Raw genomic sequence first — 22,620 nt, forward strand, 5'->3', positions numbered from 1 at the left:
AAAAGATAATCATTTAAATCTCTAATAAATACCCACCTTGCCACTACTGAATCGACATAGACAAAATGAGCACTTATACAAATATTTGTCTATATTTTTAGTTATAGTTAATTACTCTTTAGCATAGTGAATTAAACCCGAAAGCAAAGCAGGGGGGTACATGTTGCAGTAAATGGTTTGATGTGGGTGACATAAGTCTGATTATCCCCCCTGGGTCTTGTTAATTTAACCCTTATAGGTATGTAGCCAATTTTGTTTCAATGCGATTGCACTATGTTGTGGCTGATTGTATCGATGAAAGGGAATGCATAGCAATGTATTTGGTGGGTTGGGATAAACAGGAAATTTACATTCAGCCAAAAGGTTTGGCAATGTTTGGCTATGGCACTTGGAAGCATCGTGCTTATGATAAAAGAACCGCTTTATTTGCCCGTAGCATTTGTATTCAAACTTTAGACAATGATTTGTTGATTTTTTGCTGTTTGGATATGGGCTGTGTGACTTATGCCATGCGTAGTCTTGCTGTGCAGCATTTGCAACATAAACTGGGTGAGCGTTTTCAGGCACAGCGTTTTATTTTAATGGCAACACATATCCATTCAGCTCCTGGCGGCTGCGGTGATGAAGCTCTCTATAATATGCCAACTCTAGGCTTTGTACCCGAACATTTAAATGCAGTGGTCGATGCAATTGTTAGTAGTGTAATTAAAGCCTTAGCCACACAGAAAAAAACCGATATTTACATGAGTAAGGGCTGCTTTGATGAAGGCACTCCAGTGGCATGGAATCGAGCTTTGGACTCTTACAACCGTAACCCTGATATCAGCCGAAAAAATCCTGAGCAATGTCATTTAGCGGTCGATCGTGACATGCAATTGCTTGGCTTTTATAGAGAGGGTGCGTTACAGGCAGTCTTTTCTTTATTTGGTGTGCATGCGACTTGTTTAAGCAGTCGTTTGAGTGCACATGACGGTGACAATAAAGGCTATGCTGCAACTTGCACAGAACGGGTATTACAGCAGCGTGGAGTGAAAAATCCTGTCGCTATTTTTGCGCAGGCTGCCGCTGGTGATGTTTCACCGCATTATCATGGGCCTGAGCAGTCACAGATACGCGCTGCAATCTGTGGTGAAAAAGAATACGAATATGCACAGCAAAATGGACGCTATCAAAGTGAGTTGGCACTGAAAGCGTTGGAACATCACAGCACACCGTTAGTGGGTGAGTTAGATGCAGTATGTAGCTATGTCGATTTAAGTAATATTGAAATTCCTGCAGAATTTGCCATGGGACAAACCCAAGCAAAAACCAGTGCTGCCTGTCATGGTGCTGCTTTTTTTGCAGGGACACCTGTAGATGGTGCAGGGGTTGTCCAACCTATTATGAAAGCCATGCAATGGCTGGCACAGCGTGAAAAAAAGAAAAAACTAAGCAAAACGCATGCGGCAGATTATAGTGACTATCAAGCCTTATATGAATCTCAAGGGCCAAAGGATATTGTGCTGGACTGTGGTTCTAAAACCATTTTTGGTAAAGCCCTGACCCATTACCCTAAATTTCTAGATCGGCTGATTGCTGAAATGCATCGACAGGTCAGTGTAGATGCGATTGAGCAAAGTCTGTTGGTTCCGAATATTGTGCCGTTGCAACTGATTAAAATTGGACATTTGAATATCCTGTGTTGTCCGGGCGAGATCACTACGGTTGCCGCTAAACGCCTGAAAACCACGGTTCAACATTGCTTGGCAAACAATCAGCAGGTGTGGTTAGCATCTTACTGCAATGACTATATGGGTTATGTCACCACCTATGAGGAATACCAACAACAAGCCTATGAGGGTGGACATACGTTATACGGACAGTGGACACTGGCCGCATTACAGACTAAATTCCAGTATTTAGCCCAACAATTAAATTTACCAGCGGCACAGCGGGATGCGCAAACTAATCTACCACCCGATGTGCCACAACACGAATTAGAAAAAAGAACTTATCAAGCTTATTCAAACAATAAAAATGGATCTGCAAAGGTGTTCCATGTGAAACATGAGCACAGTGAAAACAAAGGGATGGAGCTATGAAACTGTAGTGAGCATGCATAAATTTTGAATGCGAGGTAATAAAAATAATGGAAACGCAGAAAAAGGAAATAGCATGAGACAGCGTTGGAGTAACTGGTCAGGTGGGCAACAGGCTCACCCTGACTTTTTACAACCGAGAAATTTGGATGATCTAAAAAAAATTGTGCTCAAGCACGACAAAATTAGAATGGTGGGCGCGGGACACTCTTTTAGTCCTTTGGCCAAAACCGATGATGTGATGATCAATTTAGATCACATTCAGGGGGTACATAATTTTGATGAGCGAAAAAACCAATGCACTTTATATGCAGGTACTCGTTTATATAAATTAGGTGAATGTTTAGCGCCTATACATCAAGCCTTACAAAATCAGGGTGACATCGACCATCAAAGTTTGGCAGGTGTGGTCGCGACAGGAACGCATGGCACAGGGGTTGATTTACCTTGTTTGTCTGCATTGGTTGCCGGCTTTGAGTTACTGACAGCACAGGGTGATGTATTGCATTGCTCACCTGAGCAAAATGCTGAAATTTTTGAAGCTGGGCGGGTGGCTTTGGGTAGTTTGGGTAGTTTGGGTATTATGACCAAAATTACCTTACAAAACCGTCCACGCTATAAGCTCAAAGAACACATGCGTTTATGTGCATTAAATGATATTTATCAATATATTGATCGTTGGAAACATCAACATCGCCATATTGAGTTTTGGGCATTTTTGCACAGTGATCAGGTCATTTTAAAAACCTTAGATGAAAGTCGTGGTTTGACCGAGCCACGTCCACAGCACTGGTTGTCTGAAGATCGTCTATTGACTTTCTGTTCGGAAATGACACGCTTATTTCCTGCATTAAACCCATATTTACAGTCTTTGCTTGGTGTATTTATCAAGCCTTCCACACATGTAGATTGGTCGAACCAAATTTTTCCTACACCGCGCAATACCAAATTTAACGAAATGGAATATCAATTGCCTGCTGAACAAGGTCTGGCCTGCTTGCAAGAGTTACTCGCGGTGTTGAAAAAGCAACGGGTTGCCATGTTCTTCCCCATCGAATTTCGTTATGTCAAAGGTGATGATATTTGGTTGAGTCCGTTTTATGGGCGTGATTCTGTGTCTATTTCGATTCATCAGTTTTACAAGCAAGACTGCCAGCATGTTTTTAAATGGGTTGAGCCAATTTTGCAAAAATATCAGGGGCGCCCGCACCGGGGTAAATTGCATACTTTGCAGGCAAATCAGCTCCGTGAGCTATATCCAAAATGGGATGATTTTATGCAGCTACGTCAGCGACTCGATTCTGAACAAAAATGGATGAATCCACATTTAACCGAACTTTTCCTACACTGAAGTTGTGTATGATGCGAGGGTGAAAATGTCAGTGCATTATTTTCAAAAAATGACCCAGCACTTGCAGCAGCAGGGTACTGGCTTGCCACAGTTGATTGTGGATGTTGAGCGTTTTCAACAAAACCTAAATTTTGTTGCAGCGCAACTGCCTGCACAGTTACAACCTAGATTAGTGGTCAAATCTTTGGCATGCCTAAACTTGTTGCAACAGGCCAGTCAGCATCTGAATACACAGCGTTTCATGCTGTTTCATTTGCCGCAAATAGATTACATCGCGCAACAATTTCCTCAGGCAGATGTACTACTAGGTAAACCAATGCCACTGCGGGCAGTTGAGCATTTTTATCAGCAAGTGCAGTCATCTCATTTGAATATTCAGTGGCTGATTGATCAGCCTGAGCGTTTGCAGCAATATTTAAATCTCGCACAGCGTTTTCAACTTTGCTTAAAGATTAATATTGAAATTGACATTGGTTTACACCGTGGTGGTGTGCAAGATCATGCCACCTTTGTGCAAATGCTGGAATTGATTCAGCAACACCCCGAACATTTAAAATTTTCAGGTTTGATGGGTTATGACGCACATGTGACCAAATTGCCGAATGTGTTTCAATTGCAAGCCAAAGCCTATCAAGATTCGCAACAGCAATACCGACACTATAAGCAGCTGATTCAAGATCATTTTCCTGAATTGTGGCACGACAACTTATGCTTTAACGGTGGCGGTAGCCTGACCTTTATGCAACATTGTCAGCAAAGTGAGTGTAATGATTTAGCTTTTGGTTCCATGTTGCTCAAACCCAGTGATTTCGACCTGAACGGTTTGTCTACTTTGCAATGCGCACTTTGGATTGCTACACCTGTATTGAAAGTTTTGCCGCAGGTACAAGTACCGGGTTTAGACCGTTTACAGCCCTATTTGCCGCAGCGTGATCAAGCTGTATTTGTCTATGGCGGTTATTGGTTGGCAGATTATATTTATCCTGCGGACAGTCATCCGCATGCCTTATATGGTCGCAGTAGCAATCAAGAGCTGATTCAAGTGCCAAAACAGCATCAAATTTGTATAGATGATTATGTGTTTTTACGCCCCCAGCAGAGTGAAGCGATCTTGCCGCAGTTTGCTGCAGTCTATGCTTATACACAGGGGCAATGGGACTTATGGCCTTGCTTTAGGGAATAAAACAGAGGAAAACATGATTCTTTGGCTTTTTTAGGTCACAAAGGTTTAAACCTGTACCTAAGCCGTGTAAAATTTAAGGCGCTTTTTATTTATACACCGTTTTTATCTTTTGAGGGTCTCCCTTAATCATAATCTCGCGGTGATATGCTCCATGGTACGGGGCATCACTCCTTAAGGATTTTTATCTATGCCTATTATCACTTTGCCAAATGGCGATCAAAAACAGTTTGATCAAGCCGTATCTGTGATGGAAGTTGCTCAAAGCATCGGTCCAGGTCTTGCCAAAAATACAGTTGCTGGACGCGTCAATGACCGTTTGGTAGATGCTTGTGATTTAATCACCGAAGATGCAACCTTACAAATTATCACGCCAAAAGATGAAGAAGGCGTAGAAATTATCCGTCACTCATGTGCGCACTTGGTGGGGCATGCTGTAAAGCAGCTTTTCCCAGAAGCAAAAATGGTGATTGGTCCTGTTATTGAAGAAGGTTTCTACTACGACATCTGGATGCCACGTCCATTTACCTTAGATGACTTGGCTGCTATCGAAGAGCGCATGAAAAAGCTCATCGACCAAGACTATGATGTCGTGAAAAAAATGACCCCGCGTGATGAAGTGATTGCAGAATTTACCGCACGTGGCGAAGAATATAAATTACGTTTGATTGCAGACATGCCAAACGAAACCCAAATGGGCTTGTACTATCACCAAGACTATTTGGATATGTGTCGTGGTCCACACGTACCGAACACCAAATTCTTAAAATCATTTAAATTGACCAAAATCTCGGGTGCTTACTGGCGCGGAGATGCGAAAAACGAACAGTTACAACGTATTTATGGTACGGCTTGGGCAGACAAAAAGCAGCTTGCAGCCTACATCAAACGTATTGAAGAAGCTGAAAAGCGCGACCACCGTAAAATTGGTAAAGCGTTAGACTTGTTCCACATGCAGGAAGAGGCACCAGGTATGGTGTTCTGGCATCCGAATGGTTGGACGATTTACCAAGTACTTGAGCAATACATGCGTAAAGTACAGCAAGAAAATGGTTACTTAGAAATTCGCACCCCGCAAGTGGTCGATTTCACCTTATGGGAAAAATCAGGACATGCTGCCAACTATGCAGATAACATGTTTACTACCCATTCTGAAAACCGTAACTATGCAGTAAAACCAATGAACTGCCCATGTCACGTACAAGTCTTTAACCAAGGGCTAAAGTCGTATCGTGATTTGCCAATTCGTCTGGCAGAATTCGGTTCATGTCACCGTAACGAACCATCGGGTTCATTGCACGGCATAATGCGTGTACGTGGCTTTACTCAGGACGATGCACACATTTTCTGTACCAAAGAACAAATTGGGCCAGAAGTTGCAGACTTCATTCAACTGACTTTAGATGTCTATAAAGACTTCGGTTTTGAAGATGTACAAATGAAGCTGTCTACTCGTCCTGAAAAACGTGTGGGTGATGATGCACTGTGGGATATGGCAGAAAAATCTTTGGCAGATGCTTTAGATGCTGCAGGTTTGGAGTGGGAGTTACAACCGGGCGAAGGCGCGTTCTACGGTCCGAAAATTGAATTCTCACTGAAAGACTGCTTAGGTCGTGTGTGGCAATGTGGTACAATTCAATGTGACTTTAACTTGCCTGAACGTTTGGAGGCATCTTATGTCACTGAAGACAATGATCGTGATCAACCTGTAATGTTGCACCGCGCAATTCTTGGCAGTTTTGAGCGATTTATTGGTATACTTATTGAGCACTATGCAGGCTTTATGCCACCATGGTTAGCGCCAGTGCAAGCTTGTGTGATGAATATTACAGATTCACAAGCTGCTGCAAGTGAACAGGTCGTCGCAAAACTTAAAGAAAACGGTATTCGTGCTATTTCTGACTTGAGAAATGAGAAAATCGGCTTTAAGATTCGTGAGCGTACATTAGAGCGTATTCCATATTTATTGGTACTTGGGGACCGTGAAGTGGAAGAGGGTACTGTAAACGTGCGTACTCGCTCAGGAACAAATTTGGGTACTATGTCAATTGATGCTTTCATTGACCTAGTGAAAACAGCCGTCGCAGAACGCGGCCGGTATATTGTGGAGTAACAGCGATTAAACAGCCTGACCGTAATCAACAGGGCGGAAAATCTAACCGTCCTGCTTTGAATGATGAAATTCGTGCAAAAGAAGTCCGTCTTGTAGACGAAAATGGTGAGCAAAAAGGGATTGTAAGCTTAGCTGATGCATTGCGTGCAGCCGAAAGCGTAGACCTTGATTTGGTGGAAATTGTGGCAAATGCCGAACCACCAGTTTGTAAAATCATGGACTTTAACAAGCATTTGTTTGATCTAAAGCAAAAGCAGAAAGAAGCGAAGAAAAAACAGCATCAAGTACAGGTGAAAGAAATCAAACTCCGCCCTGCGACTGATGTTGGTGATTACAACGTAAAATTACGTGCAATTATCAAATTCCTTGAAGAAGGGAACAAGGTAAAAATCACTTTACGCTTCCGTGGTCGTGAAATGGCTCACCAACAGTTAGGTTTGGCTCAATTGCAAAAAGTTGAAGCAGATGTAACCGAATATGGTGTAGTTGAACAAGCACCAAAAATGGAAGGTCGTCAAATGGGTATGTTACTTGGACCGAAAAAGAAAAAGTAACCTCATCTTGAACTGAAAAAAGCACTGCAGCATCGCAGTGCTTTTTTTATGCCTGAAAGAAAAATTGTATGGATTCATATTTATAAGGTACATCAAAATTAAAGCATCAAATTGTATGGAGCAAGGCAGGTTAAGTCAGCAAAAATCTCTACAGTACAGAGCGCAATAGCAAAGTAAAACATGCTATAAATGAATTCGCAGCAAAATAATGCCCACCCAAAAGTAAAAAATAGTGAAGGATAGAACATGATTGATCTTTATTATTGGGGTACGCCCAACGGTCACAAAATTACCATCGCACTGGAAGAAATGGGTTTGGAATATCAAATTTTCCCCATCAATATTTTGGAAAATGATCAGTTCCAGCCAGACTTTTTGAAAATTTCACCAAATAATAAAATTCCTGCCATCGTAGATCAGCAAGGACCGCGTGGTGAGCCAATTTCTGTATTTGAGTCGGGTGCAATTTTGCAATATCTTGGGCGTAAAACAGGTATGTTCTACCCAACCGATGAGCAAGAGCGGGTAGAAGTGGAGCAATGGCTTATGTGGCAAATGGGTGGCTTTGGCCCAATGCTGGGGCAAAATCATCACTTTAACCGCTATGCGCCTGAAAAAATTCCTTATGCAATTGAACGTTATATTAATGAGTCCAAGCGTTTATATGGGGTATTGAATAAGCAATTAACTGGGCAAAAGTTTGTGGCAGGTGAGTATTCAATTGCAGATATGGCTATTTTACCGTGGGCATTAAGCCATGAATGGCAAAGTATCAACTTAGAAGATTTTCCGTACGTGAAAGATTACGTTACACGTTTAACAGCACGACCTGCGGTGCAGAAGGCATTGAGTATTCAAGTTTAAAACAAGTTTTATGCTAAGATGCTCAGCCACCTGATGAGACATAATTTTCAGGTGGCTTTTTTATTGGATGTGTTATGCAAGAATTTTTTCTCAACTTCACCAAAATTGTTGAAAATAATGCCAAAGTATATTGGAGCATTATTATTGGAATCGTGAGTTGCCTCATGCTGTTTGTGGCAGAAGCATTTCATGTGCAAAACCTGATTAGTACTTTAAATAGTACAGATCAACAAGTGTTACGTGCTGCAATTGAACCGATCACTCAACGTTATACATGGGCACGTGCGGTTTTGATTCTATTGTGTATTATTTGGGCAAACATAGAATACCGTAAAACCAAACAGGCTTTAGGGCTTTAATTTTTTGATGGCTTGGTCGCTGCTGGGTTTATTCATATCTGCCTTTGGTGCTGCCACGTTATTACCACTACAATCTGAAGCGGTATTACTTGGACTGTTATTTGAAGGCCGCTATGCACCTATATGGCTGATTACTGTTGCGAGTTTAGGCAATATTTTAGGCTCTTGTGTGAACTGGTATTTGGGACTACGTCTGGAGCATTATAAAAATAAAAAGTGGTTTCCTGTTTCGGCTACACAACTTGAAAAGGCACAGCGCACCTACGCCAAATTTGGATTTTGGTCTTTGTTGCTCAGTTGGGTGCCCATCATTGGTGATCCGATTACCCTGATCGCAGGCCTGATGAAAGAAAACTTTGCCCGTTTTGTGTTGATGGTCAGTCTGGCCAAAATCGGGCGTTATTTGTTTATTTATGTCGCTTATACTTGGGTCTAACGCTGAATGATGGCAGTTATTCTTGAGCAGTCAATTCATCACAAGTATCTAAATCAAAGTAAATTTCATCTTTCAATTTTGACTTTTTGTAGAGCCAAAATTTACGTGGTACTTCAACTTGTGCGCTTTTAACAGCAGCTAACACCTGTTGATCAAGCGCATACTGACCAGAACCTTTAGTGATTTTTGCTGTTTTTACTTGCCCGTGTTTATTTATTTTAAATTGAAACTTCACGGTGCGTGAATGATCTTTTAGTGCATCTGCACTTAAGTTGAGCTGTGGCTGACTGCGATACTGAAAAGCAACTTTTTGCTGTTGTTGCTGTGCTAACCAGTTTTTAGATTCAAAGGCAAATTGACAATCTTCAGATGAATTATCCTGAAATCTTAAATTAAAGCTTTGAAAACCAATTGTTGCAACCGCAGTATCATCTACATAATGCGGCTGAATTTCTGCGGCAAGCACTGCTTGAAGCAAGATGTTATCGAGCTTTTTAAGCCCAGTACTTTCCTGAATTGTGGCTTGACGGATTTTACCGGTTTCGTCTGCATGAATACGTACAATTGCTGCGCGGTTTTGTTGATTCAGGTCTTCATTTTTATATTGTGGTTGTGGGAAAGTACGCCACGCCAAACGGGTTGTTAAATGCGCGGGCAGGGCTGCACTTTTTTGAACCTGTAGATTGGTTTGAGTTGGAACCGACTGCACCTGTTTGGCATAAATCGGTGATGTTGCAAGGCCAAGCAATAGGGAGAAACACAAAGATTGTTTGATCATTTTTACGGTCTTTTTATCGAACACAAGCCGATGCGAAGTATTGATGTAAATTGTGGTAATCGCAAGAGAAAATCTAGTCAGAATGATTAATTTAATGAAGATTTTGCATGTGCTGATTGAGCAAAGTTTGCTTTGAACTAAATTTTGTATAGCAAGACACAATTTGTGATGTGTAGGTAGAATGGGCTGCTATACGTTAAGCAGAAGAAGCACAATTATTTATTTAACCAAGATGCTTTTGTTTTGAGCAGAGATGCTTTAGAATACTCGCTCCCTTACCTGCAGGTCGTTTTTGCAATGGTGCAGACGTGCCGAACAGGTGTTTAAAGAGGTTGTTATGGCTAAGTTAAAAACTCGCCGTGGTGCAGCTAAACGTTTTAAAGCGACTGCTAACGGTTTCAAGCGTAAACAAGCGTTCAAACGCCACATTTTGACCAAAAAATCTGCTAAACGTATCCGTCAATTGCGCGGCTGTGTAATGGTTCACGTGAGTGACGTTGCTGCTGTTCGTGCTATGTGCCCATACATCTAAGGAGATTATAAATGGCTCGTGTAAAACGTGGTGTACAGGCTCATCGCCGTCATAAAAAAATTCTTGCTCGTGCTAAAGGTTACTATGGCGCTCGTTCACGCGTATATCGCGTAGCGTTCCAAGCGGTAATCAAAGCAGGTCAATACGCTTACCGTGACCGTCGTCAAAAGAAACGTCAATTCCGTGCTTTATGGATTGCGCGTATCAATGCGGGTGCTCGTCAAAATGGTTTATCGTACAGCCGTATGATCGCTGGCTTGAAAAAAGCTCAAGTGATTATCGACCGTCGCGTACTTGCTGACATCGCTATGCATGACGCAGTTGCATTTGCTGCTTTAGCTTCAAAAGCTAAAGATGCATTAGCTGCATAAGTCTTTTTTAAGACTAAAAAAAAGACCGCATTTGCGGTCTTTTTTATGCTCAAAATTTATGACTGGCTTATAAGCCAAAATAGTAAGCTGCAGCACAAATCACCACGGTAATTAAAATCAGTTTAATTACTGCAGATGCACCGACTTTATGTGATGCAGGGTGTTTAGGTGAGGGAGTCGACATTGTGCTTGCAGGCGGTGTAGTTGTATTTGTAAATGGGTCTGGAGTTTGTACGGGCGTGAGTCGGGCAGTCTGATAATGATTAGCCACTTTGGTAATGAACTTGGCATGTAAATCATCTAGTTTTTGTGAAAAATGGCGTAAATTGAGCTGTTCACTTGGCTCAAATTCAGTGCCATTGGCGTGATAAGGATGCTGTATTTTATTTTGAATGTGCTGATCTAGCGCCTCTAAACAATGCAGCATGTCGTGGGCATAATCTGCTGGATAATCGGCTGGAATGACCGCCAAAGCATGCACTTGCGGAAAATCAACAGTCGCATCTGTTCCTAAATAGGGGCGTGATGGTTCAGGTTGAATGAAGTCTGCAGCAACGTTATTTTGCAACAACTCTGTGCGAATAAAGCGATCAATTTCATCCCAATTGGGTGCTGCAAAATCTACATTAAGCTGTTTGGCGAGTTTGTGATTTAACTGATAACGCCACATGACTTCCTGACGCAGTTCACTTTGTTGGGTCGCAGGTGCAATATAGTCTTGTTCTGCGCTGTACCATTCGGCAAGTTCTTTGCCAAAAATCCAAGCATGTTTATGTTGTGCTTCATGACTCACAATAAAATGTGAAAAAGGCAGGAGTTCAACATTTGGATTTGGATTTTTTTCGTCGTTTAAAATGCTAGAACTGTGCAAACTGAGGCGTTGAACACCTTGTTGTTTGAGATATTCTAACCAAATTTGAAAATGCTGTGCCAATAGATGTTGCGATAATAAATCACGGAACTGAATTTGATGCTGGTTAAAAATGTGATGCTTTAACCAATGATTAAAACTTAAATCCTGAGCCAAAAATTCATTGCCGTAAGTCACAAGGGCGAGTTGTTGTTTCCAAATTTGATCGAGCGCCATAATGTTGAGATCTCATGGTGATTGGCTTTATCTTATACTTTTTATATTTCAGGATGCTAATCTAATTTTCATTGCATCGAAGCTTCATCAAAGCAACTAAAAACTGTTAGAATACGGGGTTTTTAAATTATTTCTAATATTGTTGCTTTTGAGAGTTACTATGTCACTGGAAGCCCTGACCAATGAAGCGCTCGCTGCAATTGCAGCAGCAGAGGACCTTGCTACACTCGACCAGGCGCGAGTGCAATTTACGGGGAAGAAAAGCCAGCTTGCGGAACAATCCAAAGCACTGGGTAAAATGGACCCTGAACAGCGTAAGGAATTTGGTGCTCAAATTCATGCGGTACGTGAAGCAATCAACGCAGCTTTAACGGCACGCCAAACTGAATTACAACAAGCTGCTTTGGCAGAAAAACTTGCCAATGAAACAGTTGATATTACTTTACCTGGCCGTGGTCAAAGTGTGGGCAGTATTCACCCAGTGACGCAGGTACAAGAACGTATTTGCCAATTCTTTACTAAAGCCGGTTTTACTGTCGCGACAGGTCCAGAAGTTGAAGATGACTATCACAACTTTGAAGCGCTGAACATTCCAGGACATCACCCTGCACGTGCCATGCACGACACTTTTTACTTTGATGTGAATCATTTATTGCGTACCCATACTTCAGGTGTGCAGATTCGTACCATGGAAAATCAACAACCGCCTATTCGTATTGTTTGTCCTGGTCGAGTCTATCGCTGTGACTCAGACCAAACGCATTCGCCAATGTTCCATCAAATTGAAGGCTTATATGTGGCGGAAAATACCAGTTTTGCAGAACTCAAAGGCTTGTTAATTAACTTGCTCAATGAATTCTTTGAAAAAGACTTAAAAGTCCGTTTCCGCCCATCTTACTTCCCATTTACGGAGCCAAGTGCAGAAGTAGACATTATGGATGAGCGTGGCCGCTGGTTAGAAGTTTTGGGCTGCGGTATGGTGCATCCAAATGTATTGCGTGCTTCAGGCATCGACCCAGAAAAATATAAAGGCTTTGCTTTTGGTCTAGGGGTAGAGCGTTTTGCGATGTTGCGTTATGGCATTAATGACTTGCGTATGTTCTACCAAAATGATGTGCGTTTCTTACGCCAGTTTGCTTAAACGAATTTATACCTCTCCCTGACCTCTCCTAAAAGGAGAGGGGGTGTCCATCTATGACACAGGGTGCTTCTTCTTTGAAAAGAGGGGGCAGAGGGGATTCAAAATTTAGATTTATAGGTTTTTTACAAAATGAAAATTAGCGAAAATTGGCTACGCACATGGGTAAACCCAGCCATCGATAGTGAAAAGCTATCCGATCAATTGACCATGTTGGGTCTTGAAGTGGATGACTTGTCTCCAGCAGCAAAGCCATTTACAGGTGTTGTTGTGGGCGAAGTCCTGACAGTTGAACAGCACCCTGATGCAGACCGTTTACGTGTTACCACGGTGAACATTGGTTCAGGCGAGCCATTACAGATCGTTTGTGGTGCACCAAACGTACGCGCAGGTATGAAAGCACCTGTAGCGATGATTGGCGCAGTATTACCTGGCGATTTTAAAATTAAAAAAGGTAAATTGCGTGGTGTGGAATCACAGGGCATGCTCTGCGGTGCATCAGAAATTGACCTTGAAGATAAACTTGATGGTTTATTGGAATTACCTGAAGATGCACCAGTAGGTGTCAATGTTCGTGAATATCTTGACTTAGATGACAATGTCATCGACATCAGCATTACCCCAAACCGTGGTGACTGTTTTAGTATTCGTGGCATCGCCCGTGAAATTGCGGTAATTAACCAATTGGCTGTAAACACTCCTGAAATTCAGGCTGTGGCAGCAACCATTAGCGATGAAAAAACCGTGCAAAGCCTTACCGAAGGTTGCCCACGTTATTTAGGTCGTGTAATTAAAAATGTGAATACCAAAGCGGCTACACCAGAATGGATGGAACGTGCATTAGCACGCTCAGGGATTCGTCAGCACAGCATTTTGGTGGATATTACCAACTATGTGCTGATTGAACTGGGTCAGCCTATGCATGCGTTTGATGGTGCGAAAGTGCAAGGTGCTATTCAGGTTCGTATGGCGAATGCTGCAGAAAAACTGGTGCTTTTAAACGAGCAAGAGGTTGAGTTGCAAGAAGATGTGATGGTGATTGCCGATGACGAAAAAGTCTTGGCGATGGCTGGCATTATGGGCGGCTTATCTTCTGCAGTCAGTGATGAAACCACAGAAATTTTCCTTGAATCTGCTTTCTTTGCACCGTTGCATATTGCAGGTCGCGCACGTCGTTTTGGTTTACATACTGACGCATCACAGCGTTATGAACGTGGTGTAGATTTTGAATTGCCATTATTGGCCATGCATCGTGCATCACAGCTTATTGCTGAATTGGCTGGTGGTGAGTTTGGCCCTATTACAGTGGCAGAACAAGCATCTCAATTGCCTACACGCTCTGCAATTGAATTAAATCAGGCGCAGGTAGATCAATTGCTTGGTTATAGTGTCGATGCTGCATTCATTGCCGATGCCTTAAAACGTTTAGGCTGTGAAGTAACTGTTCAGGCAGAAGGTCAGTGGAGCGTCGTACCGCCATCACACCGTTTCGACATGGCGATTTATCAAGACCTGATTGAAGAAATCGCACGTATTCACGGTTATGACAATATCCAAATTAGTTTGCCTGTGATTGATGTGCAATTGGCGAAATATCAAGACCAATTTGAGGTTGGTCAATTACGTCAAACTGCAGTGACTTTGGGTTACCAAGAAGCGATTAGTTTTAGCTTTGCTGATGCAAAATTGGAAAAACAGCTCAACCCTGCAGTAAATCCGTTGGCATTGGCAAATCCAATTTCTAGTGATTTAGCTGTGATGCGTTCGACTTTATTGTCTAGTTTGATTCCATGTGTACAGTACAACGTGAATCGTCAGCAAAACCGTGTACGTTTCTTTGAATTAGGTCTACGTTTTGATTATCAAAATGCCAGCAGCATTCACGATTTAAAACAAATTCCAACCTTCGCCTTGATTGCGGTTGGTGCGAAAGCAGCAGAATCTTGGCATGCCAAAGCTCAGCCAATGGATTTCTTTGATTTCAAAGGGGATATCGAAGAAATTTTAGCTGCAGGTCGTGTGCAGGTGGAGTATGTGCGTTCCGAGCGTGCATGGTTACACCCAGGTCAGTCAGCTGAAATTATGGTCAATGGTCAGTCTATTGGTTACTTTGGACGTTTACATCCATCTTTGGAAGATGAGTTGGATTTAGGCATTACTTGGGTGGCAGAGCTTGATCAAGCAGCAGTTTTGCAAACTTATGTATCTAATTTTACAGAATTATCACGTTTTCCATCGGTTAGACGTGATATTGCGCTTTTAATTAGTGATAAGATAAATGTAAGCGAAATTCAGCAACTTATTGAAAAAACAGGTGGAGCGCTGTTAGACTCAACTTGGTTATTCGATGTGTATACTGGACAAGGTGTTGAACAAGGCAAGCGTTCTTTAGCATTTGCATTGTTATGGCAACACCCAACACGTACACTTGAAGATGCTGAAATCAAATCTGGTATGGATAACATTCTGCAAGTGTTGGAAAACACTTACCAAGCGACATTGAGGGCTTCATGACAGCATTAACAAAAGCAGAAATGGCTGATCATTTAAGTGAGCTCACGAGTTTAAACCGCCGTGAAGCGAAACAAATGGTCGAGTTATTTTTTGATGAGATCAGCCAAGCACTGATCTCTGGCGAGCAAGTTAAACTTTCAGGGTTTGGCAACTTCGAGTTACGTGATAAACGTCAACGACCTGGTCGCAACCCGAAAACGGGCGAAGAAATTCCAATTTCAGCACGCCGTGTCGTCACATTCCGCGCAGGGCAGAAATTCCGCCAGCGTGTGGGAAATGAGCAGATCGATTGATCTGCTTTTTTTATGTCTTAATTCTGCGTTAGATATTTAATACTTGTATTTGGTTTAGGCTGGCATCTAGCGTGAGTTGAAATACATTTAGCCTACTTTTTAAAATAATCTATAAAGAAGACCAATAGCTTAGATAGTCAATTGTCTCTGTAGTACATAATCAATAGATGATTTTACCTTGCCCAAAATGGATGGTAGCTTTAATAAACTTTGGAAAATATTCTGATTGAATTTCAAAGATTAGACTAACTTGCTTGTAAGTAGGGTAGGACTGTTCTGATACTTTGATATATCACGATTTGTATATTGTGTCCGTAATTTAAAACAGGCAATAAAAAAGAGAGCCAGAGGCTCTCTTTTTGTACTGCATAATCTAATCGATTATTGAGCAGCAGCATCAGCAGCAGCGTCTACAGCAACTTCAGCAGCGTCAGTAGCAGCATCAGCAGCGTCAGTAGCAGCATCAGCAGCGTCAGTAGCAGCATCAGCAGCAGCGTCTACAGCAGCTTCAGCGCCAGAAGCAACTTCTACAGCAGCAGCGTCAGCAGCAGCTTCAGCTTCAGATGCAGCTACAACAGCTTCAGATGCAGCAGCGTTAGCGTCAGCAGCAGCTTCTTCAGTTTTTTTAGCACAACCAACGAAAGCTAAAGTAGTAGCAACTGCAGCAGCAATAGCGATTTTTTTGAATAACATGGCATCACTCTCTAAAATATGAGATTAAAAAAAACCGACGTTAGTCTGTTGTATGCTTTTATTATTCCTAAATTTGTTAGGCACTAACAACGCAGGCGCAGTCTAACTGGTCTGCGAATATGCTATCACTGCGCTTTTTGAATTGCTACTAGGTTGATTGAAAAAAAGGCAAAAAAACAGGAAAAATACGTGGTTTTTTAACAGAAAATAACAATCAATTTGTCAGTTTAGATTGGAGAGTTGCAAGGTAACTGGCTAAAAACTAAAAGTTTTTTACCAAATATTATTTTATAATCATTTACTTAAAAATAAGTTTACATATACCACGTGCAATTGTGTCTTTATGTAAACTCTGTCAACCAAATAAAAAAGCCATCGTTATAAGATGGCTTTTTTAAGGGTTCTGATATTTACAGATAATTAATTCGCAGCTTTACGCTTCATTTGATCAAAGAAATCATCATTGGTTTTGGTTTCTTTCATACGATCAAGCAAGAATTCCATTGCTGCCAATTCATCTTGTGTGTGTAAGAGTTTACGTAAAATCCAAACTTTACGTAAATTATCTTCGCTCATTAAGCGCTCTTCACGACGGGTGCCAGATTTCTTGATGTTCATGGCAGGGAAAACACGTTTTTCTGCAATGCGGCGGTCTAAAGTAATCTCTTGGTTACCTGTACCTTTAAACTCTTCGTAGATCACTTCGTCCATTTTACTACCTGTTTCAATCAGTGCAGTTGAAATAATGGTCAGTGAGCCACCTTCTTCAATATTACGTGCAGCACCAAAGAAGCGTTTTGGACGTTCTAGAGCATGTGCATCCACACCACCCGTCAATACTTTGCCTGAAGATGGTACAACAGTGTTATAGGCACGGGCTAAACGAGTGATCGAGTCGAGTAAAATAACGACATCTTTTTTATGTTCAACCAAGCGTTTGGCTTTTTCAATCACCATTTCCGCCACTTGAACGTGACGTGCAGGTGATTCATCAAAGGTTGATGCAATTACTTCACCACGAACGGTACGTTCCATTTCAGTCACTTCTTCTGGACGTTCGTCAATGAGAAGTACGATTAAGAACACTTCAGGGTTGTTGCGCACAATCGACTGAGCAATATTTTGCAGCAACATGGTTTTACCCGCTTTTGGCGGTGCCACAATAATAGAACGCTGACCTTTACCAATTGGTGCAACCAAATCTACCACACGTGCGGTTAAATCTTCTGTTGTACCATTACCCAATTCCATCACCAATTGTTCGGTTGGGAAGAGTGGGGTCAAGTTTTCAAATAAAATTTTATTACGTGAATTTTCTGGGGTGTCGTAGTTAATTTGGTTTACTTTAAGCAAAGCAAAATAACGTTCGCCTTCTTTTGGTGGGCGAATAGTCCCTGTAATGGTGTCACCTGTACGCAGGTTAAAGCGACGAATTTGTGAAGGACTCACGTAAATGTCATCTGGGCCAGCAAGGTATGAACCTGCAGCTGAGCGTAGGAAACCAAAACCATCTGACAGAATTTCTAGAACGCCATCACCAAAAATCTCTTCACCATTCATGGCATGGCGCTTTAAGATGGCAAAAATAATGTCTTGCTTACGGTTACGTGCCATTCCTTCAAGGCCCATAAACTCGGCAATCTTGATGAGTTCGCCAATCGGTTTTTTCTTGAGTTCGGTTAAGTTCATAGAGGTTCTGATAGAATAAAAATTCTGGGGTACAGGTTAGAGAGGGAGCAACATTTAGCCGCATTCATACAATAAAATGAAAGCAATTGTATTTGCACAATAACGATTCAGAGCACTGATTCATTGTTTGATTGAAAAATGTGAAAAACAATTTCTGTTGCCGAGCGGCATTTTTGTGTTGTGTCTTTTAAGAAAGCGGATGGAAGATCCTATGTTTCTTGAGCATGCAATATAAGAGAGAAACGGGAGTTTGTCAATTTATAGGCAAAAAAAATACGCCAACAGAGAGCGTATTTTTTTATTCATGATCTGTAAAACAGACTTAGATATTTTCATCAATAAATGCAGTCAATTTAGATTTTGGTGCTGCACCAACTTGTTGCGCAACAACTTCACCATTTTTGAACATCAATAATGCTGGAATATTGCGGATGTTGTAGTTCACAGCAGTTTGTTCGCAAGAAGTCACATCCACTTTCACAATTTTTACTTTGCCTTGATATTCGTCTGCAAGTACTTCAAGTACTGGTGCAATTGCTTTACATGGCGCACACCAGCCAGCCCAGAAGTCAACCAATACAGGAGTATCTGATTGAAGAACATCTGCTTCGAAGTTTGCATCAGTGGTGTTTACGATGTTGCCAGACATGGATTACGCTCCAAATAATTTTTAAAAATAGCTATACCAATTAGTATTACATAGCCATCTTGAACAAAGTAGGGGGGATCTTTGGATTTTCCATCCAAAATACAAATTTGTCTAATTGATCCTCACGATCACGACAATTCTGTAACACAATTGTCATATATGCAGAATTTTTAAATAGTCGTCAAATTGTGCTGATAAATGGCTTTTAAATTAGGTGTATGTGAATTACTCTAGGCACAATTCTGTCTAGGTTTGTTTGAAGAATGTCTGATTTTTTAATTGATGAAGAGTTACTCGCAGCCATCGATATGGGGTCGAATAGTTTCCACTTAGCCATTGCGCGGGTGGATCATGGTGAAGTAAAAAAAGTGGCATCAATGTCAGAAAAAGTGCAGTTGGCCGCTGGTTTAGATGAAAACAAGAATTTAACCGAAGCAGCACAACAACGTGGTTTGGCATGTTTAGCACGTTTTGTTGGGCGTTTAACTGCGGTACAGTCAAACCGTTTGCGTATTGTTGCCACCAATGCTTTGCGTCAGGCCAAAAACGGACATGAGTTTATTCAAAAAGCTGCAGAAATTTTGCCTAAGCCAATTGAGATTATTGCAGGGCGTGAAGAAGCGCGCTTAATTTATTTGGGTGTATCACACACCATGGCCAATAGTGGTCGTCGTTTAGTGATTGATATTGGTGGTGGTTCGACAGAATTAATTATTGGCGAAGAATTTGAGCCAATTCACACCGAATCTTTACAAATGGGCTGTGTGGCCTATACCAAAGCCTATTTTGCCGATGGTGAAATTAGCAAAAGCAGTTTTGAAAAAGCAGTGGTAGCGGCACGTAAAGAGCTGTATTCAATTGCCAATACCTATAAAGAAGCAGGTTGGGATACCGTTGCAGGCTCGAGCGGCACCATTAAGGCATGTCGCCAAATTACCGTGAATATGGGTTGGAGCAATGAGCAGGAAAATCTCACCCGTGAAGGTTTGGAAAAACTCAAAGACCGTTTACTTAAGTTTAAGCACGTATCAGAAATGGAGTTTGATGGTTTAAAAGAAGACCGTCGAGCAGTTTTGCCAGCAGGTTTGGCCATTTTATATGCTGTGTTTGATGTTTTAAATATTGATAAACTGGTTTACTCAGACGGTGCTTTGCGTGAAGGGGTAATGTACGACTTGCTTGGCCGTTTCCAGCATGAAGACATTCGTGACCGTAGTGTACAAGCCTTAATGGGGCGTTATAACTCAGACCCTAAACAAGCGGGTCGGGTGGTAAAAACAGCACAGCATTTGTTTGATAGCGTTGCTGAAGCTTTAAAATTAAATAATGAAGATAGTGACTTATTGCGTCGTGCGGCATACTTACATGAAATTGGTTTAGCCATCAGTCATAGCAGTTATCATCGTCATGGTGCATATTTATTGCAACATTCGGACATTCCGGGTTTCTCGCAAATTGACCAAAACTATCTCTCACATTTGGTTTCCAATCATCGCAGAAAATTGCGTCAAGACGCGAAAACAGAAGCGCTGAAAGCCGGTGGCAATAAAATTGTCTATTTAAGTTTGCTATTGCGCCTTGCAGTTTTGGTCAACGCAAGTCGTAGCGATGCGATGCTTCCTGCCATTGAATTAAGCATCCGCAATGCGCAACAATGGCAGCTCAGCGTGTCGGGTGATGCCAAACAATGGCCATTGCTTGTCGCTGAATTGCACGATGAACAAGTGCAATTCAAGAATTGGGACATTGAATTGAATATTCAGTCGGAACAATTTGTCGATTAAGATTTGGTTAATTTAGGGATAACAGTCGACTTATGAAAAAAGCTGCTCAATCTAAGGCATGGAAAACCGTGCAAATTGCACGTCATCCTGAACGTCCGCAATTTCTAGACTATGTGGGTGAAATTTTCACTGAATTTGATGCCTTGCATGGTGATCGTTTATTTGGTGATGATGGTGCAATGATCGGTGGATTGGCACGCTTTGATGGTCAGCCTGTCATGGTGATAGGTCAGCATCGTGGTCGCAGTACCCGTGAAAAACTACAGCACAACTTTGGTATGTGTAACCCAGAAGGCTATCGTAAAGCACAACGCCTCATGGATATGGCAGAGCGTTTTAATCTGCCTGTGTTCACTTTTGTAGATACAATGGGTGCGTACCCAGGTGTAGGTGCAGAAGAACGTGGTCAAGCCGAAGCAATTGCAACCAGCTTAGCGCAACTGTCAAACTTAAAAGTGCCTGTGATTGCCACAGTATTAGGCGAAGGTGGTTCAGGTGGTGCTTTGGGCATTGGTGTGGCAGACCGCGTAGTGATGTTGTCACACAGTATTTACTCTGTTATTTCACCAGAAGGTTGTGCGTCTATTCTGTGGAAAACTGCAGAAAAAGCCGAACAAGCCAGTGAAGCATTAGCATTGACTGCAGAAAAACTACAAAAGATCGGTATTGTAGAATACGTGGTCGATGAGGGTGAAGGTGCACACTTACAGCCTGAACAAGTGATGCAAAGTCTGAAAGCTGTGTTAAAAGAAGCTTTGGGTGAATTGCAAGCAATGGATGCAACACAACGATGCGAAGAACGTTACCAACGTTTAATGAAGTTTGGCAGCGACAATTTAGGTCTAGCGTCTTAAGTCAGTTACAGACTTTTCCTGCACAGACAAAATATTTAATTGGATGTAGTGGCGGCATGGATTCCATGTTGCTACTGCATCTTTTGTCGTTTTTGTGCCCAGAAAAAGTACGGGCGATTTATATTGATCATCAATTGCAAAGTCCGAGTGCTACATGGGGCGAATTGGTTCAAACCACCTGTCATAGTTTAAATGTGCCATGTGTGCTACAAAAAGTCAGTGTGGCCGAGGGTAATTTGGAAAATCAGGCACGTCTGGCTCGCTATCAGGCATATATGCAGCATTTGGATGCCAACGAAGTTCTAGTATTGGCACATCATCAACAAGATCAGGCTGAAACGGTGTTGTTGCGCTTACTTTCAGGAGCCGGTGTACACGGACTTGCTGCAATGCAAGTCATCGATGTTCGTGAAGATTTGACCATTTGGCGACCATTGCTAGATGTTTCTCGTGAGCAAATTTGCCAATGGTGTGCTGCGTTAAAGCTAGATTATGTACAAGACCCCAGTAATCAGGATGTGCATTATGATCGGGCTTGGTCGAGAGAAATCTTGTGGCCTGTGTTACAGCAGCGTTTTCCTAAAATGCAGCAAGCCGTCACACGAACCGCAAGCTTGATGCAAGATGCCGAGAAAATTTTGGCTGAAGTCTTAGCACAAGATTTGGCCGCTTGTGGTACAAATTCGCAGCTAAATTTGATTCAGTTGCAACAATTGTCTTTGCCACGACAACGTCAGCTATTATCGGCATGGATGAAAGGACAAGCGCAATATCGTCCAAGTTTTGATATGGTCGAGCGTTTGCAGCGAGAAGTGATTCAGGCCAAAGCTGATGCGCAAGCGGCGTTACATTGTCAGGATTATTATTATCTGCGTTATCAGCAACAATTATTTCGTTTGTCTAAAGCAGAGTATTTAGCTGAGGAACATTTTGAAGCGGTAGAGCAGGATTTATTGTTGCAGGCAGATCAGCCTTTTCAGCTTTGGTCGGGTTGTTATCAATTGCAGCCAGCAAAAGTTGGTTTATGTTCAAGTTTATTAAATAAAACCCTGACTTTACGCCCACGTTTGGGGGGCGAAAAAATCCATTTATATGGGCGGGTAGGGGCTTGGCCGCTGAAAAAAGCCATTCAGGAAGCACAAATTTTTCCGTGGACACGTCATACAATTCAAATATTAAGCCTAGATAATGTTATGCTAGGCGTCTTTAGCCCCAAAGGCTTTTGGCTTGCACAGTCGGACTATTGTGTCGCAGATGGATGGCAACCGAATTTAGTCTCTTAACGAATAAAGAACTCAACGAA

General features: G+C 41.9%; 21 protein-coding genes. 16 read left to right on the plus strand and 5 right to left on the minus strand.

Annotation, left to right across the window (positions count from 1 at the left end; all coding sequences use genetic code 11):
- Positions 1 to 314: 314 nt before the first annotated feature.
- The 8 genes from HHA41_RS05000 (at position 315) to HHA41_RS05035 (ending at position 8,935) form a co-directional block, all read left to right on the plus strand.
- Positions 315 to 2,081 (plus strand): neutral/alkaline non-lysosomal ceramidase N-terminal domain-containing protein, encoded by a 1,767-nt coding sequence (locus HHA41_RS05000; protein ID WP_168460797.1) that lies wholly within the window; start codon positions 315 to 317, stop codon positions 2,079 to 2,081.
- Between the two features lie 73 nt (positions 2,082 to 2,154).
- Positions 2,155 to 3,429 carry a D-arabinono-1,4-lactone oxidase gene (locus tag HHA41_RS05005; RefSeq protein WP_168460799.1) on the plus strand — a complete coding sequence of 425 codons (1,275 nt, stop codon included), beginning with the start codon at positions 2,155 to 2,157 and terminating at the stop codon, positions 3,427 to 3,429.
- 25 nt (positions 3,430 to 3,454) lie between these two features.
- Complete coding sequence (locus HHA41_RS05010; RefSeq protein WP_168460801.1) at positions 3,455 to 4,612, plus strand: alanine racemase; 1,158 nt, start codon at positions 3,455 to 3,457, stop codon at positions 4,610 to 4,612.
- Positions 4,613 to 4,799: 187 nt separating this feature from the next.
- Positions 4,800 to 6,722, plus strand: coding sequence for a threonine--tRNA ligase (gene thrS / locus HHA41_RS05015; RefSeq protein ID WP_168418447.1), 1,923 nt, complete (start codon positions 4,800 to 4,802; stop codon positions 6,720 to 6,722).
- 5 nt (positions 6,723 to 6,727) lie between these two features.
- Positions 6,728 to 7,276 carry a translation initiation factor IF-3 gene (gene infC / locus HHA41_RS05020; protein WP_168418452.1) on the plus strand — a complete coding sequence of 183 codons (549 nt, stop codon included), beginning with the start codon at positions 6,728 to 6,730 and terminating at the stop codon, positions 7,274 to 7,276.
- A 246-nt stretch (positions 7,277 to 7,522) separates the two neighbouring features.
- Positions 7,523 to 8,140: a glutathione S-transferase N-terminal domain-containing protein gene (locus tag HHA41_RS05025; RefSeq protein ID WP_168460802.1), complete on the plus strand. Its 618-nt coding sequence runs from the start codon at positions 7,523 to 7,525 to the stop codon at positions 8,138 to 8,140.
- A gap of 74 nt (positions 8,141 to 8,214) precedes the next feature.
- Positions 8,215 to 8,499: a hypothetical protein gene (locus HHA41_RS05030; protein ID WP_168460804.1), complete on the plus strand. Its 285-nt coding sequence runs from the start codon at positions 8,215 to 8,217 to the stop codon at positions 8,497 to 8,499.
- A gap of 7 nt (positions 8,500 to 8,506) precedes the next feature.
- A complete protein-coding gene (locus HHA41_RS05035) occupies positions 8,507 to 8,935 on the plus strand; it encodes a YqaA family protein (protein WP_168460806.1) in 429 nt (142 codons plus the stop codon).
- Positions 8,936 to 8,951: 16 nt separating this feature from the next.
- Here the strand turns inward: HHA41_RS05035 and HHA41_RS05040 are convergent, their stop codons facing one another.
- Positions 8,952 to 9,713 (minus strand): energy transducer TonB, encoded by a 762-nt coding sequence (locus tag HHA41_RS05040; RefSeq protein WP_171525243.1) that lies wholly within the window; start codon positions 9,711 to 9,713, stop codon positions 8,952 to 8,954.
- A 337-nt stretch (positions 9,714 to 10,050) separates the two neighbouring features.
- Between HHA41_RS05040 and rpmI the strand changes: the two genes are divergently transcribed.
- Both rpmI and rplT read left to right on the plus strand, forming a co-directional pair.
- Complete coding sequence (gene rpmI / locus HHA41_RS05045) at positions 10,051 to 10,245, plus strand: 50S ribosomal protein L35 (protein ID WP_004975152.1); 195 nt, start codon at positions 10,051 to 10,053, stop codon at positions 10,243 to 10,245.
- An 11-nt stretch (positions 10,246 to 10,256) separates the two neighbouring features.
- A complete protein-coding gene (gene rplT / locus HHA41_RS05050) occupies positions 10,257 to 10,616 on the plus strand; it encodes a 50S ribosomal protein L20 (RefSeq protein WP_004647525.1) in 360 nt (119 codons plus the stop codon).
- Positions 10,617 to 10,683: 67 nt separating this feature from the next.
- Here the strand turns inward: rplT and HHA41_RS05055 are convergent, their stop codons facing one another.
- Positions 10,684 to 11,703, minus strand: a complete 1,020-nt coding sequence (locus HHA41_RS05055; protein WP_168460807.1) for a hypothetical protein — start codon at positions 11,701 to 11,703, stop codon at positions 10,684 to 10,686.
- Positions 11,704 to 11,863: 160 nt separating this feature from the next.
- Here HHA41_RS05055 and pheS point away from each other — a divergent pair, with 160 nt between their 5' ends.
- The 3 genes from pheS (at position 11,864) to HHA41_RS05070 (ending at position 15,648) form a co-directional block, all read left to right on the plus strand.
- Complete coding sequence (pheS, locus tag HHA41_RS05060; RefSeq protein WP_168418102.1) at positions 11,864 to 12,844, plus strand: phenylalanine--tRNA ligase subunit alpha; 981 nt, start codon at positions 11,864 to 11,866, stop codon at positions 12,842 to 12,844.
- 129 nt (positions 12,845 to 12,973) lie between these two features.
- Positions 12,974 to 15,355 (plus strand): phenylalanine--tRNA ligase subunit beta, encoded by a 2,382-nt coding sequence (gene pheT / locus HHA41_RS05065; RefSeq protein WP_168418103.1) that lies wholly within the window; start codon positions 12,974 to 12,976, stop codon positions 15,353 to 15,355.
- On the plus strand, positions 15,352 to 15,648 hold the full coding sequence (locus HHA41_RS05070; RefSeq protein WP_004649746.1) for an integration host factor subunit alpha: 297 nt from the start codon (positions 15,352 to 15,354) through the stop codon (positions 15,646 to 15,648). Before pheT ends, HHA41_RS05070 begins: the two co-directional genes overlap by 4 nt.
- 381 nt (positions 15,649 to 16,029) lie before the next feature.
- Here HHA41_RS05070 and HHA41_RS05075 read toward each other — a convergent pair whose 3' ends face one another.
- From HHA41_RS05075 to trxA, 3 genes are all read right to left on the minus strand, one after another.
- Positions 16,030 to 16,341, minus strand: coding sequence for a hypothetical protein (locus tag HHA41_RS05075; protein WP_168460809.1), 312 nt, complete (start codon positions 16,339 to 16,341; stop codon positions 16,030 to 16,032).
- Positions 16,342 to 16,761: 420 nt separating this feature from the next.
- Positions 16,762 to 18,030, minus strand: a complete 1,269-nt coding sequence (gene rho / locus HHA41_RS05080; RefSeq protein WP_004975162.1) for a transcription termination factor Rho — start codon at positions 18,028 to 18,030, stop codon at positions 16,762 to 16,764.
- Positions 18,031 to 18,352: 322 nt separating this feature from the next.
- Positions 18,353 to 18,679 (minus strand): thioredoxin, encoded by a 327-nt coding sequence (trxA, locus tag HHA41_RS05085; RefSeq protein WP_004975164.1) that lies wholly within the window; start codon positions 18,677 to 18,679, stop codon positions 18,353 to 18,355.
- Positions 18,680 to 18,942: 263 nt separating this feature from the next.
- Between trxA and ppx the strand changes: the two genes are divergently transcribed.
- The 3 genes from ppx to tilS are packed head-to-tail and all read left to right on the plus strand — an operon-like array spanning position 18,943 to position 22,600.
- Positions 18,943 to 20,463 (plus strand): exopolyphosphatase, encoded by a 1,521-nt coding sequence (gene ppx / locus HHA41_RS05090; protein ID WP_168418105.1) that lies wholly within the window; start codon positions 18,943 to 18,945, stop codon positions 20,461 to 20,463.
- A gap of 32 nt (positions 20,464 to 20,495) precedes the next feature.
- On the plus strand, positions 20,496 to 21,317 hold the full coding sequence (locus tag HHA41_RS05095; protein ID WP_168418106.1) for an acetyl-CoA carboxylase carboxyltransferase subunit alpha: 822 nt from the start codon (positions 20,496 to 20,498) through the stop codon (positions 21,315 to 21,317).
- Positions 21,254 to 22,600: a tRNA lysidine(34) synthetase TilS gene (gene tilS, locus HHA41_RS05100; RefSeq protein WP_168460810.1), complete on the plus strand. Its 1,347-nt coding sequence runs from the start codon at positions 21,254 to 21,256 to the stop codon at positions 22,598 to 22,600. The genes HHA41_RS05095 and tilS overlap by 64 nt, the downstream gene beginning before the upstream one ends.
- Positions 22,601 to 22,620 lie beyond the last annotated feature (20 nt).

Source organism: Acinetobacter sp. A1 (assembly GCF_012371315.1).
GTDB lineage: Bacteria > Pseudomonadota > Gammaproteobacteria > Pseudomonadales > Moraxellaceae > Acinetobacter.